Raw genomic sequence first — 14,791 nt, forward strand, 5'->3', positions numbered from 1 at the left:
GCCGCCGTCAAGGGCGACCGGGGTGTCAGCGTCCTCCCAGCCGGGGTCAGTACCCTAGCCGACCGCGAAAGTAGTCGATGGTGCGCCGGAGGCCGTCTTCGGGCGCCACGGTCGGTTCGTACCCCAACAGCTCACGGGCGAGGGTGAGATCCGGACGGCGCATCTCTGGGTCGTCGGCGGCGCGAGTGATGTAGCTCACTTCGGACCTGCTCCCGATCAGCGACACGATCGTCTCCGCCAGCTGCCGCATCGACATCTCGTGTTCGGTGCCGCAGTTGATCGGGCCGGTCTCGGTCGAGTCGAGCAGCAGCAGGATGCCCCGCACCAGATCGTCGACGTAGCAGATCGACCGGGTCTGGTTGCCGGTGCCGTGCACGGTGATCGGCTCGCCGCGCAGCGCCTGGGAGATGAAGGTCGGGATGGCCCGGCCGTCGTCCGGCCGCATCCGCGGGCCGTACGTGTTGAAGATCCGGACGATCGCGGTGTCGGTGCCCCGGCTGCGGTGGTACGCCATGGTGGCCGCCTCCGAGAAGCGCTTCGCCTCGTCGTAGACGCTCCGGATGCCGACCGGGTTGACGTTGCCCCAGTAGGTCTCGCGCTGCGGGTGCTCCTTCGGGTCCCCGTACGCCTCGGACGTGGAGGCCATCAGGAACCGGGCGCCGTCGGCGGTGGCCCGCTCCAGCAGCGCCAGGGTGGCGACCGAGCCGACCCGCAGGATCTCCACCGGCAGCTTCTCGAAGTCGGTGGGGCTGGCCGGGGAGGCCATGTGCAGGATCGCGTCGAACCGCTCGGCCATGGCCGGGTGGTGGGTCGGCAGCCCCTCGGAGACGTCCGCCTCGATCAGTGTGAAGGTCGGCTTCTCCAGCAGGTGGGAGATGTTGTCCTTGGACCCGGTGACGAAGTTGTCCAGCACCACGACCGTGCAGCCGCGCTCGATGAGCCGATCGACCAGGTGCGACGGCACGAAGCCGGCGCCGCCGGTGACGAGGATGCGGTGTCCGGGGCCGAAACGGGGAGCAACCTTCATGCCGGCCAGCCTACTCAAGCGAATGGGCCGGAGCCGACGGCGGCTCCGGCCCACCCGCGGTTGTGTCGTCAGTGCGCGCCCGCTCCGGTGAGGGAACGAACCTCCAGTTCCGCGTACTTCTCCTCGTCGTGCTCCTTCGACAGCAGGGTGCCGATCCAGCCGCAGAGGAACCCGAACGGGATCGAGATGATGCCCGGGTTGGACAGCGGGAACCAGTGCCAGTCGTGGTCCGGGAACATGGCCGTCGGCGCCCCGGAGACCACCGGGGAGAAGAAGACCAGTACCACGGCGGCGAGCAGGCCGCCGTAGATCGCCCAGACCGCGCCGGAGGTGTTGAACCGCCTCCAGAACAGGCTGTAGAGGATCGCCGGCAGGTTGCCCGAGGCGGCCACCGCGAAGGCCAGCGCCACCAGGAAGGCCACGTTCAGGCTCTGCGCGAAGATCGACAGGACGATCGAGATCGCGCCGATCACCAGGGCGGAGATCCGGGCGACGTTCACCTCCTGCCGCTCGGACGCCTGGCCGTCCTTGACCACGTTGGCGTAGAAGTCGTGCGCCAGGCTGGACGACGAGGCCAGGGTGAGCCCGGCGACCACGGCCAGGATGGTGGCGAACGCGACCGCCGCGATGATCGCCAGCAGGGTCGCGCCGCCCAGGTCGCCGCCGAGGAACTTGATCCCCAGCGCCTCGGCGAGCTGCGGCGCCGCGGTGTTGCCGGCCTTGTCCTGCGCGGTGATCGCCTTGCCGCCCACCATCGCCGCCGCGCCGAAGCCCAGGGCCAGGGTGAGCAGGTAGAAGGTGCCGATGATGCCGATCGCCCAGAGCACGCTCTTGCGGGCCGCCTTCGCCGTCGGCACCGTGTAGAAGCGGATCAGGATGTGCGGCAGGCCGGCCGTGCCGAGCACCAGCGCGATGCCGAGCGACAGCAGGTCCATCTTGTTGTAGAAGGTCTGCGTCGCGTCGCCGGCCTTCTCGACGCCGTACCGCAGGCCCGGTTCGAGGAAGGCGTCTCCCTTGCCCGAGGCGGCGGCGGCGTCGCCCAGCAGCGACGACAGGTTGAACTTGTAGTGCGCCAGCACCAGCAGGGTCATCACGATGGCGCCGCTCATGAGCAGGAACGCCTTGACGATCTGCACGTACGTGGTGCCCTTCATGCCGCCCACGGTGACGTAGATGATCATCAGGGCGCCGACCAGGATGATGGTGGCGACCTTCGCGGTGTCGGCGTCCATGCCGAGGAAGGTGGTGCCCGGCTTGATGCCGAGCAGCAGTGCAACCAGCGCGCCCGCGCCGACCATCTGGGCCAGCAGGTAGAAGATCGAGACGGTGATCGTGGAGACCGCCGCCGCCGTCCGCACCGGGCGCTGGCGCATCCGGAACGCCAACACGTCGGCCATGGTGTAGCGGCCGGAGTTGCGCAGCAGTTCGGCGACGAGCAGCAGCGCCACCAGCCAGGCGACCAGGAAGCCGATCGAGTAGAGGAAGCCGTCATAGCCGTACAGGGCGATGATGCCGGCGATGCCGAGGAACGACGCCGCCGACATGTAGTCGCCGCCGATCGCCATGCCGTTCTGGAAACCGGAGAAGGACCGGCCGCCGGCGTAGAAGTCGGTGGCGGTCTTCGTCTGCCTGCTGGCCCAGACGGTGATCGCCAGCGTGATCGCCACGAAGACCAGGAAGAGGGTGATGGTGAGGTTGCGGGCGGTGGTGCTGCCCGCCTCAGCCGCGAGGAGAGTCGTCACGGGTCACCTCCCCGATCTCGGCGCGGATCCGGTCGGCGACCGGGTCGATCCGCCGGTCGGCGAACCGGGCGTAGAGCCACGCGATGACGAACGTCGAGACGAACTGGAGCAGGCCGAAGACCAGGGCGACGTTGACGTTCCCGAAGAGCTTCGTGCCCATGAAGCCCCGCGCGTACGCGGAGAGGATGACGTAGAGCGCGTACCACAGGAAGAACGCGACGGTCATTGGGAAGACGAAGCCGCGCAGCGCGCGCCGCAACCCGGCGAACTCGTCCGACCGCTGTACGGCGAGATACCGCTCCGCCGGGGACTCGGCCGGTGCGGACGCGGGTGTGTCTGTGGACATCTGTGGATCACCACCTTCGCAGGCGTGGGGGAGTTTCGCGCACGGTAGAGAGCACGCTCCCAACCGGGGAAGGCGCAGACCGACCCCGGTCACCCGCTGCGCCGAACGGTCGCCCCCCTGCGCCGAGTGACTCAGGTCACTCCGGTCACCGGCTGCCGCCCGATCTCCGACCCGGGCGCCTTGATCGACTCCAGGTCCGCAGGCTGCTTGATCGACTCCGGCTCGCCGATCCGGCGGCATCCCGGGCGCCCGGACACCGCCATGCCGGCGTCCTGGTGCGCCTGGCGGCCGGAGATCGTCGGGTCGGCGATCTGGCGGTATCGCGTGTGCCTGGACGCCGCCATGTCGGCGTCCTGGCGCGCCCGGCGCCCGGACACCGCCACGTCGGCGATCTGGCGGTATCGCGTGTGCCTGGACGCCGCCATGTCGGCGATCTGGCGCGTCCCGGTCAGCCCAGCTCGTGGTAGCGGCCCCGGTAATGAAGCAGGGGGGCTGTCTCCTCGGCCAGCTCGACCGTTTCGATGGTGGCCTCGACCAGCAGCCCCCAGCCGTACTCTCGGGAGCTGTCGAGCTGGCAGCCGGCCCACGCGCCCGCGTCGGCCGGGACCGGTCCGTACGGAGTGTCGATCCAGGAGCCGATGGCGAAGAGGCCGCCAGGGGACGGGAAGAGGCCGGCGAAGCGGTCGGCGAGCTGCCGGTGCGGCGGACCCAGCGGCGCGACCGCGAACCGCCCCGCCGCCTCCGCGGCCGCCCACAGGTCGGACTCCGGGTCGATCAGCCCGAGCAGCCGGTCCGGCTCCCCCTCGGCGACCAGGGTGGACGAGACCGTCAGTCCTGCCGGCCCGGATGCCGTCCAGAGCGTGACCGGGGCGGCCAGCCGACCCCGCAGCCGGCGGGCCGGGGAACGCTGCCCGGCCGGCACGGCGAACGGGTCGGTGTGGTGGATCTCGGCACCCGGCTCAGGATTCACGTGAAACATTGTGCCGCCCCGGGCCCGCGCCCAACCGAGGAAGCGCTCGTGCAGGTCGCCAGGGTGGTCGTGACCGTTCAGCCGGGAGAGCTGCTCGCCGGCCTCGGCCATCAGCCCACCCAGATACACCAGCAACGCCGTCCGGTCGTGCCGGTACTCGACCAGCAGGGCGAGCCGGGCCGGCTGGCACGGCCAGTGCGCGCCACACGCCCGACACCGCCACAGCGGCCGCATCGGCAGATGCCCCGGCCTCACCGCCACTCACCTTCTCGCTCGCGGCGATCCTCCCGCAGTCCACGCCCGAGTGCTCCGGCAGATCTTGGACGAAACCGGCCCCTCCAGGGGCCGCTCCCTACCAAGATCTGCTGGATGATCACCAGCGGCCGCCGTTCGCCCGCCACGTCTGCGCCGGGGTGAGCCAGCCGGCCCGGCCCGGTCGCGGGAAGGCCACCGTCGGCCGGGACGCCCAGGCCGGCGCGGCGTTCGGCCGGGCCGAGGCCGCCACCGGGTGCGGCGAGACCGCCGGCCGGGTGGCGGCCGGGGGCGGCGGCAGGACTTTCCGGTACGCGTGCGCGGCGGCGTTCCGGCAGCGGCGGAACAGGGCGAACATCGGGTGCCTCCTCTGGTCGGACGAGGTCGCCCCGGCCGGGGGAATGGCCGGGGCGACCGGCGCAGGACCGGCCGCCGGGTCGTCGCCTCCACCAGCCGGGCCGCGTGTCTCCACCCTGGACTCGACGGCGTCGGCAGGGGAGGATGCCAGGGCTTACTACGCAGCGCGGTCACGTACTTACCAGAGAGGTAAGGATGAACATCGAGATATGGATCCGGGCGCTCAAGGCCGCCCGGGCCGGTGCGGACGTCTCCCAGGAAGGGCTGGCCGCCCTGATCAAGTGGAGTCCGTCCACGGTCGCCGCGATCGAGACCGGCCGTCGACGGCCGACCATGGAGTTCGCCGTCGCCGCCGACCAGGCCCTCGGCACCGGCGGCCTCCTCGCCGAACTGCTCAAAGCCGCCGACCAGGAGCGTGGGCCGTCGTGGTTTGTGCCCTGGCGGGGTTACGAGCAGCAGGCGACGCGGTTGCGAGCCTTCGAGGCGTGCTTGGTGCCCGGTCTGCTCCAGACCGAGGATTACGCGAGGGCGGTCATCTCCACCGGTGGCCTCCATCCACCGGCCATGGTGGACGAACTGGTGGCTGTTCGGATGGAGCGTCAACAGTTGCTGCACCTTGACCAGCCGCCGCATTTCGTCTTCCTGCTGGACGAGACCGCCGTGCGGCGGCCGGTGGGCGGACCGCCGGTGCTCGACGCTCAACTGGGGCGGCTACTGGAGGTGGCCGAGCTTCCGTCTGTGCGCCTGCACGTCATTCCGTTGGCCGTGGGCGAGCACGCGGGGCTCGGTGGCGGCTTCGTGCTGGCCGAGTTGCCGGACGCTGACCAGGTGCTCTACCTGGAGAATGCTGCCCGGGGCCACGTCGTCGACGACCCCGAGACGATCGGCTTGATCGAGCGGAAGTGGGATAGCCTCCTCGGCGAAGCGCTGTCCACGGGAGCCTCGCTGGATCTGATCCGGAAGTTGAAGGTGACGCCATGACCATCGCCGAGCCTTGCTGGCGCAAGTCGTCCCGTTCGACCGACTCCGGCGGCAACTGTGTCGAGGTGGCGGACAATCTGCTCGGGGTGGTGCTGATCCGGGACAGCAAGGACCCGTCCGGCCCGACTCTCTCCTTCTCCCCCGACGCCTGGCGCTCCCTCGTCGCCGCTCTCCGGACCGGCCACCCGAACTGACTGGCCGAAGATCGCGCCCGAACCAGGAAACAGTGGCCTTGGACGGCGTGGGAGGCCACTACTTCCCGGTTCGAGCGCGATCTTCGGGCGGCGAGTGCGGGTCAGCGGCGGGGCGTGACCGCCGCGAGCAGTTCCGGCAGGCGGCGGTCCAGCACGTCCCCGGCCAGGTAGGAGCCGAGCAGCGCGGCCCCCAACCCGTACGCCAGGCCGATCGGCAGGGCCAGCCAGAGCCAGAGGTCACCGAACAGTGCCGCCGCCACCACCATCGGCACCGCCGCGGCGGTCGAGGCGATCATGGACAGCAGGGCAAGGAAGCTCTTCGCCACCCCGGCGCCGGTGTTCATGGCGAACGGGTTGCTCGTCTCCGGCAGCGCGTACGCGCCGAGCACCGAGACGAACGCGTTGATCGCGAGCCCGCTGCCGTACGCGGCGAACAGCGCGCCGGCCATCACGCCCAGCCAACCCGGGTGTCGCAGCAGCGCGGCGAGGATGACCGCGACCACCACGAGCAGCGGCACCACGTAGATCGCGAACGCGGTCATCCGGGCGCGCAGTTCCAGCCGCCCCGGCACGCCGGCCACCACGTTGGCCGCGTACGCGCTGCCGTCGAAGCCGAACTGGTTTGCCACGGTGAGCGACGCGACAACCCCGACGAAGACCAGCGAGAGGCTGACCAGCACCGGCGACGAGTCCGCGGTCACCTCACCGAACGCCTGCCCGCCCTCCACGGCCAACCGGGCGCCGCCCACGTTGACCATCACCGGCACGAAGATGCCGACCACCGCGATGGTGATCAGGTTGGCCCGCCGCCGGGCGTCCCGCCACCAGTACCGGGCCTCCCGGGCGACCAGGGCGCCGAACCGGTCCCGCCGGGCCCAGCCGGCCGCCCGCGGGAAGAGTTGGGCGACCGCCGCGCCGACGGTGCCGCGCCGGTCCCGGGACGGCCCGGCGCTCACCGCGCCGACCATCGCCGACTCCAGCGAGCGCGACCACCAGAGCAGCAGCGCGCCGATGGCCAGCGCGGTGATCAGCAGCTTCAGCCCGGCGGCCCAGGCCCGGCCCTCGGCCACGTCGATCCCGGCGGTCCACGGCGCCCCGAACGGGGTCCAACCGACGATCCGGGCCGTCCCGGTCAACTGGTCCCAGTCGGCCCGGCGGACGGCGGCGAGCACCGCGATCTGCAACGGCCCGAGCAGGGCGGCCAGCACCGCGAGCAGCACGGCGGCCAGGTCGCGTACCCGGCGGGAGCGCAGCATGGTGGCGAACGCACTGGTCACCGCGCGGGCGGCGGCCACACAGAGCAGCAGGCCGACGATCACCCCGACCAGTTGCACCAGGGCAGCCGGCCAGCCGCCCAGCGCGCCGGCGGTGATCACCAGCCCGGTGACCGCGATCAGCGTCGCCAGCACCGGGACGCTGACCAGGGCGGCCGCGAACAGGCCGGTGACCAGGGCGCGGCGGGAGAGCGGGAGCAGCGCGAACCGGGCCGGGTCCAGGGTCTCGTCCACGCCGAAGAAGGCCAGCGGCAGCAGCAGCCAGCCGAGCACCAGCAGCCCGCCGCCGAAGGCGGCGATCATGAGCGCGTACCGGGACTCGCCGGCCAGGCCCGGCGCGGCCAGGAGGAAGAAGCCGCCGGCGGCGAACCAGAGCCCGATCACGACGCCCACCACGAAGAGGGCGATCCGCCAGCCCTGGCCGCGGAAGTTGTTGGCCAGCACGCGCAGCTTGAGCCGGACGAAGTGCCGGGCGGAGACCTGCCGGACCGGCTCGGCGGGCGCGGTCACCGGGACAGCCACGACAGCTCCTCGCCGGTCGCGGTACGCCCGCCGACCACCTCCACGAAGACCTCCTCCAGGGACCGCTCGCCGCGTACCTGGTCGAGCGTGCCGACCAGCTTGATCCGCCCCTCGGCGAGGATCGCCACGTGCGAGCAGAGCCGCTCGACGACCTCCATGACGTGGCTGGAGAAGACCACCGTGCCGCCGCCGGTCACGTACCGGTGCAGGATGTCCCGGATCAGCGCCGCGGAGACCGGGTCGACCGCCTCGAACGGCTCGTCCAGCACCAGCAGCCGGGGGCCGTGCAGCAGCGCGCAGGCCAGGCCGATCTTCTTCTTCATGCCCGCCGAGTAGTCGACCACCAGGGTGCGGCCGGCGTCGCCCAGCGCCAGCACGTCCAGCAGCTCCGCCGCCCGCTGGTCGACCACCGCGGGGTCCATGCCGCGCAGCAGACCGTGGTAGGCCAGCAGTTCGGCGCCGCTGAGCCGGTCGAAGAGACGTACCCCGTCGGGCATCACGCCGAGCAGGCCCTTGGCGCGGACCGGGTCGGCCCACACGTCGTACCCGAGCACCCGGGCCTGGCCGGCGTCGGGCCGCAGCAGGCCGACGGCCATGGACAGGGTGGTCGTCTTGCCGGCCCCGTTCGGGCCGAGCAGCCCGTAGAACGAGCCGGCCGGCACGTCCAGGTCGACCCCGGCGACCGCGACCTTGGTGTCGAACCGCTTGGCCAGGCCACGGAGGGACAACGCGGGGTGCTGATCGCTCATGAACCAGACCGTATCCGGCCCGGACCAGGCGCCGCTCCGGCCGGAGGATGATTCGGCGTCATCCCCCAGCCGTAGCTGGCGCCCTCAGGTCGCCGTCCGGACCGGGCACGGGCCGGTGCCGGCCGCGGTGCGGCAGGTGATCGGCGCCGACACGCTCGACCAGCAGAGGTGCTCCCCGTCGATCTTGTTCATCGGCTGGAAGTAGGCGCTGTACTCGGTCACCTGGTGGTTGACGGGCGACAGCCGGGCGACGCCGCCCGGCCGGGTCACGCTCGCCCGGCCGTCGGCGTCGGTGGTGGCGTGGAACAGTGCCTCACTGTGTGCGTTGTTCGGGCCCACCACCGTCACCGCCAGCTTGACGGTGACCCCAGCGACCGGCCTGCCGTCCCGGGTCAGCCGCGCGCTGACCGTGAGCGGGGCGGTCACGTCGTCGACCTCGACCGGCGACACCTGGAGCACGGTGTCGGCGCAGCCGTCGGAACAGCCACTGAGCGGACCGACGAGGCCGCCGGCGAGCACCAGGGCCAGCAGCCCGGTGACTCGCCGACGGCTCGCGGTCGGCATGCCGGTCAGCACGCCCCGCCGTCGCCGGTGTTCTCCTGCTTGGGCGCGTGCTCGCCGTCGAACGGCCAGGCGGCGTACGCCAGCAGGTCGAAGATGTAGTCGTCCACGTCGTCTCCCGGGTCGAGCATGGTCACCACGCTCGGCCGGCCGCCGGGCACAGTCACCCCGTTACGGGACTTTTCCGCCAGGCCGGGCCAGATCGCCAGGACGATCTCGGCGAGCGGGATGCCCCAGGTGCTGACCTCGACCGTCACCTTGCTGGGCTGCTGCAGATCGTAGCGATGGTAGTCGACGCTGTCGTACAACCCGACCAGCTTGAGGTCCTGCTTGAAGAAGTCCGGCCCGACGATCTTGTCGATGCGGAGCAGCAGGTCGATGTCGAGATCGAGATGGACGCCGGCCATCGACATGGTCGCCTGACCGAACGTGCCGTCGAAGGCCAGGAACAGGTAGCCCAACTCGCGGGGCAGCCCGAACGGCAGGTCGGTGCGGACGTTGCCGGGCCGCAGCGTCGCCGCCTGGATGTCGGTGAGGTTGAAGGTGATGTCGCTGATCCAGCTGTCCCGCACCTCGGCGTGTCCGGTGAACAACCCGCGGACCAGGCCGAAGCAGTTGAAGAACTCCAGGTCCATCTCCTTCCTCGACACCGAGAGGTGCAGGTTGCCGACCATCTGCAGTTCGTCGGTCTTCGGTACGGACGTGATGGTGACGACCTGGGTCTCCGGCGCGAGTTCCACGGTGGTCCGGTGGCCGAGGTTGGTGATGTGCAGTTCGAGATCGTCGGGGCCGGCCTCGAAGTCGTCGGTCTTCTTCACCAGATTCGCCTCGATCTCGACGTCGATGTCGAGGGTGTTCCGCCCGTCGTTCGCCGTGTAGTCCACCGTGGGCAGGTTGTCTCCCTCGGCGTTGCCGAATCCGCGGGCGCTGAACGTCATGTCGGTGGGCACGTCGCGCAGCTGCACCTGGCCGGTGGCCGGGTCATTGCGGAAGGTGCCCGTGGCCTTGATCGACAGGTTGTCGATGACGGTCGAGTTCTTGACCCGCACCGAGGTGGGCGAGCCGACCTTGCCGCTCACCTCCAGGCCACCGGGGATCGGGTCCAGGTGGGCCAGCGCCCGGGTCGAGTCGAACTTCGGCACCTGGTCGGCCTGGGCGTGCACGTCCAGGATGCCGGCCGAGGCCACGTCCGAGTCGTACTTGATGCTGAGCGTGTCGGTGAGGGCGATCGGGCCGAGGGTGAAGTTGATCCCGGACGGCAGGTCGGTCAGGGTCGCCTCGGCCCTGATCCGGTCCGGCGGCGACGGTACGAAGACCGAGTCGTCGACGTACAGGGTCAACTTGTTCGATCGGGGCTGGTAGCCGGCGAACGAGTAGCTCCGGGTGGTCGGGTCGACGGTCACCCGGCTGGGCAGCCCCGAGACGTTGATGATCCCGGTCAACCCGAAGCACTTCCCGTCCACGCAGAACGGGCCCTGGTTGGCGCAGCCCGGCCCGACGGTGCAGCTCCGGTCCACCACCGAGGCGCCGTTGGCGTAGCGCGGCGCCCCCAGCCCGTCCAGCGCGGCCACCTTGCCCAGCCAGAACTGCGTCTCCACGTCCAGCGTCGCGTCGGCGGCGTAGTTGATCACACCGCCGTTCGAGCTGAAGGTGATGGTGCCCGGAATCGGCCCGAGCCGGCCCAGTGCCCCCAGCCGGACGTCCTGCGCGCTGCCCGCGGCCAGCCGTACGTCGCCGTCGAGCGCGATGGTCTGCCGTTGCGCGTGGTAGCTGGCCGTGACCGACGAACCGGAATGACCGAACTCGGCGTCCTGCAGTCCGGTGATCGACGCGCTGCCGTCGATGTTGCCGGTGACCTCGTCGTAGTGGGTGGCCAGGTGCGACCCGGCCGGTGCCAGGGCGGCCGCGTGGTTGGTCACCGCGAACGCCGCGCTCCCCAGCGAGCTGCCCTCGGCGGCCCGGAACGCGTACGTGCCGTTGCCCCAGTCCGCGTCGAACCGGGCCGGTACGCCGCGGACGTCCGCGAACGCCGACCAGGTCCGGCCCCCGTACGGCACGTGGGCCAGGAACGAGATCGCCGAGATCGGCGCCGACATGGTGGTCTCGGCGTGCCGGGCCGGCAGGTCGACCAGCGCGTCCACGGTGGCCGGCACGCCGGTCACCGACGCGGTCAGGTAACCCGTGCTGGCGTTGGTCACGGTGAGCCCGATCGAGTCCACCGCGGCCGAGTTGCGGACCGCCACCGTGGTCCGGTCACCGATCGTGCCGTTGACGTGCATCGTGGCCGGCAGCCGGCCGATCGTGGCGCGGCCGCGTACCACCGGGAAGGTCTGGTCGGTGGTGGTCACGTCGGCGTCGAAGCGCAGGCTGCCCAGCGGTGCCGAAGCGGTGTACCGGAAGTCGATCGAGCCGCCGGCGACCTCGACCGGGCCGACCGTCATGTCCAGCTCGGCCGGCAACCCGGAGAGGCTGGCCAGGGCCCGCACGTCCGGCAGGCTGTCGAGCAGCCCGGCCAGGCGCAGGTACGCCTGCAACGGCGCGGCCGGCGGCCGGTAGCCGGTGAACACCACCGTCCGCGCCCGGGTGTCCACGGCCAGGTTGCTCGGCAGCCCGGGCAGCCGGACCGTGCCGACCAGCCCGAGGCAGCGGGCGAACACCGTGCAGAAGACGCTCTCGTCCTTGGCGCAGCCGTTGCCGGTGTCGCAGCCGTTGCCGACCAGGGCCACCCCGTTGGCGAACAGCGGTGCGCCCAGGCCCGCCAGCGCACCCACCTTGCCCACCCGTACCCCGATGGTCAGCCCGAGGTGGCCGGTCGCGGTGTAGCTGAGCCGGCCGTCGGCGAAGGTGGACCGGATGGTGTTCGGCAGGCCGTCCACCCGGGCCACCGCGGAGAGTTGGGTGTCGTCCACGCCGTTCGCGGCGAGCAGCACGTCCGCGTCCACGAACACCGGATCGCCGCCGGTGTCGGTGTCCAGCCGGAAGGTCTGCCCGCCGCCGTCGCGCGCGTATTCCACCCAGGACAGGTTGCGCACCGACACGCTGCCGTCCAGGTCACCGGTGACCTGCCGGTAGTGCACGCCCAGGTGCACCCCGGTCGGGGCGACCTGGCCGCCGTGGTTGGTGACCGCGAGCCGGGCCCCGCCGAGCGGCCCGGACAGGCCCCGGAACCGATAGGTGCCCTCGGCGAAGTCGGCGTCGAACCGGGCCGGCACGCCGGTCAGGTCGGCCATCGCGGTCCAGTCCCGGCCACCGGACGGCAACCGGACCACCGCCGCCAGGCTGGTCAGCGGATCGGACTGGGTGCCGTCGAGGTGCCGGGCCGGCAGGTCCAGCAGGAAGTCCATGGTGGTGGCCAGCCCGGCCGCGGCGGCCGACAGGTAGTGGTCCTGCTGCGGGCGCAACGTCTCCACGTGCGCCGGGCTGGCGAACACCTCCACCTTCTGCACCCGGCTGGTCGCCTCGTACCGCAGTCGAGGCCGGTCACCCAGGTCGTAGGAGAGGTTGATCCGTTCGGGCAGCTCGGTGACGGTGGCGAACAGGGTCGGCCCGGCGGCCGTGTTGGTGTACGCGGCGAACACCCGGTGGATCACCGAGCTGGTCTGGTACGCGACCGTACGCGCCGCCGTGTCCACGTCCAGCGACGCGGTGGCCGGCAGATTGGAGAGCTCCAGCCGGGCCTTGTGCAGCCCGTCCAGGTCACCGGCGGCGACGAAGGGTTGGCCGCCCGGATCGAACGTGGTGGTCAGCCGGGGATGCCCGTCGTAGTAGGCGTCGACCTGCCGCATTCCGGTGACCCGGGCGGAGACGCCCAGCGCGGTGCCAGCGGTGACCAGCGTCGCGTGGTCGCTGTCGTACGGCGCGAACGCGCCGAGGTTGCGCGAGATGGCCACGGTGCCGGAGCCGAGCGGCTGGGCGCCGTTGAACGTCACGTGGCTGGCGCCGGTGTCGGCGGTGAGGGTCACCTCGGTGGGCAGCTTGCGCAGCGAGCCCCGGCCGACCAGGCCGCCGGCCTTGTCGTACACGGCGACGTCCAGCGCGGCGAGCTGGCTGCTCGCGGTGTAGTCGAGGTCGACCCCGGTGTCGGTGTTCGCCAACGCCGCGTCGAACGAGGTGGGAATCGCCTCGGCGCTGGCCTGGACCGCGTTGACCAGGCCCGCCGGCTGGTAGCCGAAGTCGGCGAAGAGCACCCGGTCGATGCCGGCGGACGCCCGGTAGGCGAGGGTGGCCTTCCCGCCCGGTGGCCGGGTCAGCTCGACGGACACGCTGGTGGGCAGCTCGTCGACGACGAGCTGGGTGAACTCGTCGACGCCGTCACGGTTGCTGAGCACCTGGACGTCCAGCTGGGTGGCCTTGTCGCTGGTCGAGTCCACCAGCACGTGCTGGTCGGTGGTGTCGCTGCCCGGATCGATCCGGGCCCGTGCCGAGAAGATCGACGGTACGGGGGAGAAGCGGGCACTCGCCACCGTCGGCTGGTACGGGTCACCCGCGCTGTCGTCGGTCACCGAGGCCAGCCCGGCGGTCACCGCGAGCGCGTCGCCGGCACCGCCCTGGAGCAGCCGGGCCTGGATGTCGTACACGCCCCGCAGCAGGGTCACCGGGTTGAAGGTGAACAGCCCCAACGTGCCGGTCGGCAGGGTGGTGCCGCGCCGCAGCCCGTCGAAGCCGACCGAGAGCCGCTGGTGGCCGGGGATGTCGTAGACGGCCCAGACGTGTGCCGGCAGCGGCTGGCCGGCCAGTTCGCTGGTGGGCAGGCGGAGCGCCAGCAGGGCGACGCCGACGTTGATCAGGTCGAGCAGGGCCTCCAGCTTGTCCGCCAGCTGCGCCTGGAGATCCGCGATCAGGTCCTGCAACCGCAGCCGTTCGAGCAGCAGTTCGGGATGGAGGATGACCTGGAGCGGGTCCTTGAGCAGCTCCAGGACGACGGCGAGGCGGTCCTGGGCCGCCTTGAGGGCGGACTGCACCTCGAGGAGCTGGCGCACCGCGGCGACCACGTCGCCGGGCAGCGCCACCGGCAGCAGGTCGGCCAGCACGTCCGGGGTGCCGTCGCCGGTCACGTCCACGATCGCGGGTACGGCCAGCGGCAGGGTGAGCGAGCAGGACACCGTCTTGGTGGCCGACTCCGAGCAGATCCGGTAGGTGATGCGCGGAATGCCGTCGGGCAGCTGCTCGAGCAGCGCCAGCGGGTCGACCGGCAGGGGCGGCGGGATGTTTCCGCTGGCGAGAGCCGTGATCAGCGCTTCCAGTGTGACCGGCTGCGCCGGATCGACGAACTGGGCCGAGGAGACCTGGGGCTGGAGCTTGCGGGCGTCCAGGTCCGGGGTGCGGTCCGGGTGGAGCCGGCCGGCCCGGTCGAGCGTGGTGATGGCATCCGCGGCGGTGGCGTCGACCAGTTCCTGGCCCGGATGCAGCGGCAGGGTGAGCGGCGCGGGCCGGACCGGCGGGTCCGGCACGACCGGGGCCCGGTCGATGGCGACCGTCCCGGCGGCCGGATCGACCGCGGGTAGCGGGGCGATCGGTGTCAGCGCGGCGGACGGCCCCCGGTCGACCCGCACCGAGCCGGGTGCCGGGTTGACGGGCGGCACCTGGTCGAGCTGCGGCATGATCGCGGTACGCGACGGCCCGTTCGGGTCCGGGGCCGTGCCGTCCGGCGTGGTCGGGTCGGGTTTCGCGGTTGCCGTGCCGGGCTTCGGTGCCCCCGGGCCGGGCTCCGCCCGGGCCGGATCTGGTACGGCGAGTTGGCCGGTCAACAGGGCGATAGCGGCGGCGGTGGTCAGGAACGTACGGCCGAGCCTTGCGCGGCTGCGCATGAGGACGCC

Annotated in this window: 12 protein-coding genes; 2 read left to right on the top strand and 10 right to left on the bottom strand. The window is 71.6% G+C overall.

Annotated elements, in window-relative coordinates:
• Nucleotides 1-46: 46 nt before the first annotated feature.
• The 6 genes from ACGF4F_RS23160 to ACGF4F_RS23185 all read right to left on the bottom strand — a co-directional run bounded on the left by ACGF4F_RS23160 (nucleotide 47) and on the right by ACGF4F_RS23185 (nucleotide 4,695).
• On the bottom strand, nucleotides 47-1,027 hold the full coding sequence (locus tag ACGF4F_RS23160; protein WP_357434355.1) for an NAD-dependent epimerase/dehydratase family protein: 981 nt from the start codon (nucleotides 1,025-1,027) through the stop codon (nucleotides 47-49).
• Between the two features lie 68 nt (nucleotides 1,028-1,095).
• A complete protein-coding gene (locus ACGF4F_RS23165; protein ID WP_393080173.1) occupies nucleotides 1,096-2,769 on the bottom strand; it encodes a cation acetate symporter in 1,674 nt (557 codons plus the stop codon).
• A complete protein-coding gene (locus ACGF4F_RS23170) occupies nucleotides 2,747-3,115 on the bottom strand; it encodes a DUF485 domain-containing protein (RefSeq protein ID WP_393080175.1) in 369 nt (122 codons plus the stop codon). Before ACGF4F_RS23170 ends, ACGF4F_RS23165 begins: the two co-directional genes overlap by 23 nt.
• A 131-nt stretch (nucleotides 3,116-3,246) precedes the next feature.
• On the bottom strand, nucleotides 3,247-3,540 hold the full coding sequence (locus tag ACGF4F_RS23175; protein WP_393080178.1) for a hypothetical protein: 294 nt from the start codon (nucleotides 3,538-3,540) through the stop codon (nucleotides 3,247-3,249).
• Between the two features lie 23 nt (nucleotides 3,541-3,563).
• The gene (locus ACGF4F_RS23180) at nucleotides 3,564-4,319 is read right to left on the bottom strand and encodes a flavin reductase family protein (RefSeq protein WP_357434758.1); all 756 of its coding nucleotides are present in this window, start codon (nucleotides 4,317-4,319) and stop codon (nucleotides 3,564-3,566) included.
• 139 nt (nucleotides 4,320-4,458) lie between these two features.
• Nucleotides 4,459-4,695, bottom strand: a complete 237-nt coding sequence (locus ACGF4F_RS23185) for a hypothetical protein (protein ID WP_393080181.1) — start codon at nucleotides 4,693-4,695, stop codon at nucleotides 4,459-4,461.
• A 194-nt stretch (nucleotides 4,696-4,889) separates the two neighbouring features.
• On the opposite strand from ACGF4F_RS23185, the gene ACGF4F_RS23190 reads away from it, so the two are divergent.
• Together ACGF4F_RS23190 and ACGF4F_RS23195 are read left to right on the top strand one after the other, a co-directional pair.
• The gene (locus ACGF4F_RS23190; protein WP_393080184.1) at nucleotides 4,890-5,675 is read left to right on the top strand and encodes a Scr1 family TA system antitoxin-like transcriptional regulator; all 786 of its coding nucleotides are present in this window, start codon (nucleotides 4,890-4,892) and stop codon (nucleotides 5,673-5,675) included.
• Nucleotides 5,672-5,869, top strand: coding sequence for a DUF397 domain-containing protein (locus tag ACGF4F_RS23195; RefSeq protein ID WP_393080187.1), 198 nt, complete (start codon nucleotides 5,672-5,674; stop codon nucleotides 5,867-5,869). The genes ACGF4F_RS23190 and ACGF4F_RS23195 overlap by 4 nt, the downstream gene beginning before the upstream one ends.
• A gap of 101 nt (nucleotides 5,870-5,970) precedes the next feature.
• Here ACGF4F_RS23195 and ACGF4F_RS23200 read toward each other — a convergent pair whose 3' ends face one another.
• The 4 genes from ACGF4F_RS23200 to ACGF4F_RS23215 form a co-directional block, all read right to left on the bottom strand.
• Nucleotides 5,971-7,665 (bottom strand): ABC transporter permease, encoded by a 1,695-nt coding sequence (locus tag ACGF4F_RS23200; RefSeq protein ID WP_357434348.1) that lies wholly within the window; start codon nucleotides 7,663-7,665, stop codon nucleotides 5,971-5,973.
• Complete coding sequence (locus ACGF4F_RS23205; protein WP_393080190.1) at nucleotides 7,650-8,414, bottom strand: ABC transporter ATP-binding protein; 765 nt, start codon at nucleotides 8,412-8,414, stop codon at nucleotides 7,650-7,652. Before ACGF4F_RS23205 ends, ACGF4F_RS23200 begins: the two co-directional genes overlap by 16 nt.
• Nucleotides 8,415-8,498: 84 nt before the next feature.
• Complete coding sequence (locus ACGF4F_RS23210; RefSeq protein WP_393080193.1) at nucleotides 8,499-8,978, bottom strand: hypothetical protein; 480 nt, start codon at nucleotides 8,976-8,978, stop codon at nucleotides 8,499-8,501.
• Between the two features lie 5 nt (nucleotides 8,979-8,983).
• Nucleotides 8,984-14,782 (bottom strand): hypothetical protein, encoded by a 5,799-nt coding sequence (locus ACGF4F_RS23215; protein ID WP_393080196.1) that lies wholly within the window; start codon nucleotides 14,780-14,782, stop codon nucleotides 8,984-8,986.
• Between the last annotated feature and the right edge of the window lie 9 nt (nucleotides 14,783-14,791).

Origin of the sequence: Micromonospora sp. NPDC047740, from assembly GCF_043204735.1 — a bacterium.
Classification (GTDB): Bacteria; Actinomycetota; Actinomycetes; order Mycobacteriales; family Micromonosporaceae; genus Micromonospora.

Coding starts and splice junctions, on each gene's coding strand:
- ACGF4F_RS23185 (WP_393080181.1), bottom strand. CDS start 4,695: ATGTTCGCCCTGTTCCGCCGCTGCCGGAACGCCGCCGCGCACGCGTAC.
- ACGF4F_RS23160 (WP_357434355.1), bottom strand. CDS start 1,027: ATGAAGGTTGCTCCCCGTTTCGGCCCCGGACACCGCATCCTCGTCACC.
- ACGF4F_RS23170 (WP_393080175.1), bottom strand. CDS start 3,115: ATGTCCACAGACACACCCGCGTCCGCACCGGCCGAGTCCCCGGCGGAG.
- ACGF4F_RS23190 (WP_393080184.1), top strand. CDS start 4,890: ATGAACATCGAGATATGGATCCGGGCGCTCAAGGCCGCCCGGGCCGGT.
- ACGF4F_RS23180 (WP_357434758.1), bottom strand. CDS start 4,319: ATGCGGCCGCTGTGGCGGTGTCGGGCGTGTGGCGCGCACTGGCCGTGC.
- ACGF4F_RS23175 (WP_393080178.1), bottom strand. CDS start 3,540: ATGGCGGCGTCCAGGCACACGCGATACCGCCAGATCGCCGACGTGGCG.
- ACGF4F_RS23210 (WP_393080193.1), bottom strand. CDS start 8,978: ATGCCGACCGCGAGCCGTCGGCGAGTCACCGGGCTGCTGGCCCTGGTG.
- ACGF4F_RS23215 (WP_393080196.1), bottom strand. CDS start 14,782: ATGCGCAGCCGCGCAAGGCTCGGCCGTACGTTCCTGACCACCGCCGCC.
- ACGF4F_RS23195 (WP_393080187.1), top strand. CDS start 5,672: ATGACCATCGCCGAGCCTTGCTGGCGCAAGTCGTCCCGTTCGACCGAC.
- ACGF4F_RS23205 (WP_393080190.1), bottom strand. CDS start 8,414: ATGAGCGATCAGCACCCCGCGTTGTCCCTCCGTGGCCTGGCCAAGCGG.